The organism is Stenotrophomonas sp. 2YAF22 (assembly GCF_052114665.1).
Classification (GTDB): Bacteria; Pseudomonadota; Gammaproteobacteria; order Xanthomonadales; family Xanthomonadaceae; genus Stenotrophomonas; species Stenotrophomonas indicatrix.
Genome location: NZ_JBFRFE010000627.1, coordinates 1 through 2,528, shown reverse-complemented (window position 1 = coordinate 2,528; position 2,528 = coordinate 1). Strand labels below are relative to the sequence as shown.

Below are 2,528 nucleotides of genomic sequence, written 5' to 3'. Positions count from 1 at the left end.
GTAATAGGTGATGCCACCGGTGACACGGGTCGCACCCACCGCCACCACGTTGTTGCAGCTGGCCGGACGGTATTTGGACGCGTTGTCGGTTTCATTGCCGGCCGCGACCACCACCAGGGTGCCGCGCGACACGGCGCCGTTGATCGCGTCCTGATAGGCGGCATCGCAGGCGCCACCACCACCCAGGCTCATGTTGATGATTTCCGCCGGATTGGTGTTGGCCGGAATGCCCGGCACGGTGCCGCCCGACGCCCAGGTGATGGCGTCGCTGATGTCGGCCAGGGTGCCGCCGCACTTGCCCAGCACGCGCACCGGCAACACCTTGGCCTTGTAGGCCAGGCCTGCCAGGGCACTGCCGTTGTTGGTCACCTCGGCAATGGTGCCGGCCACGTGCGTGCCGTGCCAGGAACTGCCTTCCGGTTCGGAACCGGTGTAGCACTCGTTGGCCGTTTCCACCCAGTCGCCGTAGTCGGTGGCACCCGGTGCGCGGCCATCGTTCGGGCGGCGCGAGGATTCCTTGTCACTGATGAAATCGTAGCCTTCCAGCAGGTTGCTGCCGAAATCCGGCACGCCCGGCAGGATGCCGGTATCGAGCACGGCGACCACGATGCCCTCGCCCTGCGAGAGATCCCACGCGGCCGGTGCATTCACACCACCGGTGGCGTTGAAGAAGTTCCACTGGTACTGCGCGTAGTTGGGATCGTTGGGCACCAGTGCCGGCTGCGCATTGGTGGCACGCAGGTCCGAGCGCTGCAGGCGCACGTTGGCCACCGCGTACTGCACCGACGGATCGGCATTCAGTTCAGCCAGTACCTTCTGCATGTCGGCCGAGCCCAGCCGGGACTTCAGGCGGATCAGGTCGCCACCGGTACCGAGCTTGCGCTCCACCAGCGGGGAAAGTGCCGCAGCACGGCTGGTGGTGCCGCTGCTGACGATGGCACGCGACAGTGCCGACTGCACGACCGAGAGCTTGGTCGAACGATCGCTGGCGGCCGCGGTGCCGTTGCGGTACTTCACGATGATGCCGTCCACGCTCTGCTGGGCAGTGCTGGCCACGCGCGCCGGCTCCTTGGCCACGCCCGGCTTGGCCGCATGCGCCGCACCGACGCCGACAGTCAGCGACAACACGGCGGCAGCCAGCACATTGATGCGAAGGGTCTGCTTCTTGGTCACGTTCGAAATCCTCTTCAAGGTCATGGTTGAGCTTTCCTTCTCCGCCCGTTGCACGGGCGGAGCTCACTACGGCCATCACTCCCTGCGACTGCCCTGGCTGGCCCACCAGGGTTGCCGTGCCACGCCCCTTTGGCGCTCACTGCTCGACGTGCCGATGGGATGCCCACCGGCACGTTGTTGCGCACTTACCAGCCGAAGCCGGCACCGACGCCGACCGAGCTGTCATCACTGCTGAAGGCACCACCGACGGTGACCGTGGCGYGATCGCTGATCGCACGCTGGTAGCCCAGCGACATGGCCGACTCGCCGCCCTGGAAACCGATGCCGACGCCGACCCGGTTCTGGGTGCGGATGCCGGCGGCACTGGTGGCCATGTTGAGCATCGCTGCGCTCATCGCGCCCTGGCGGTCGATGCGGCGATCCATGTGGCGCAGGCGTCCATCAACTTCGCCCTTGAACACATCGAAGCTGTCGGTGACTGCCTGAACGCGGCTGTCGGTGTAGCTGTTGGCGGTGGTGATGCCACGATCCAGCTGGCCCTTGTTGACCGCATCGGTTGCGGTGGTACCGGCCGCCACGTTGGTGACCTGGCGTTCGTTGCCCTCACTGCCGACCGAGACGGTGTTGGCGCGATCGGCAACCGAGCCCTGGCCCAGCGCCACCGCATTGGCCGCCGTTGCACTCGCGCCCTGGCCGACAGCGGTGGACGATGCACCGCTGGCGACTGCGCCATCGCCCATCGCGACGGCGTTGACGCCACCGCCTGCGACCAGTGCTGGCTGAGCACTGCCTGCGCTGGCAGCGGTCGGCGTGCCCTGCACACGGGCCGTTGCCGATCCGCCATCAGCCAGGCTCGCGTCGGTGGCAGCCGACGCCGTGGCCACGTTGGACGCGTCTGCGTCCAGCGGAGCGGCCATCGAACGCAGGCTGGCCGCGCCGGAACGCGTGCCGCTGGCGGTGCGACGATCGATCTCGCTGACCTTGCGGTCCAGTGCGCCCAGCGCGTCGCCGACGTTGCTGTAGGTGGACCCCTGGATCACATAGTTCGGCGCGACGAACACGCCCTGCATGCCGACGCTGGCACCGCCGCCGAGGAAGCTGGCGGCATCGCTGAGCGACTGGAACAGCTGCCCACCGTTGATCGCCTGGCGGCTGCCGGAGGCGATGCTGCCGGCGCCGACGTTGTCGATGGTGGTGCCCTGGATACCGGCCAGGGTCAGGCGGTCACGGCTGGCATCGTCGTAGCCGACCGAGCTGGCCGCGCTGGTTTCAACGGTGGCGATGCGCGAGTCGAAATCACCGACCCGGGTTTCCACCGCACCCACGCGCTGGTTGGTGACGTTGAGCTGTGAACC

At 67.6% G+C, this 2,528-nt stretch carries 2 protein-coding genes; both read right to left on the bottom strand.

Annotated elements, in window-relative coordinates; translation table 11 throughout:
* Positions 1-1,173, bottom strand: a 1,173-nt coding sequence (locus AB4Y84_RS19125) for a S8 family serine peptidase (RefSeq protein WP_442250676.1), incomplete at its 3' end; no start/stop codon positions are given.
* 185 nt (positions 1,174-1,358) lie between these two features.
* On the bottom strand, positions 1,359-2,528 hold a 1,170-nt coding region (locus tag AB4Y84_RS19120), incomplete at its 5' end, for a YadA family autotransporter adhesin (protein WP_442250675.1).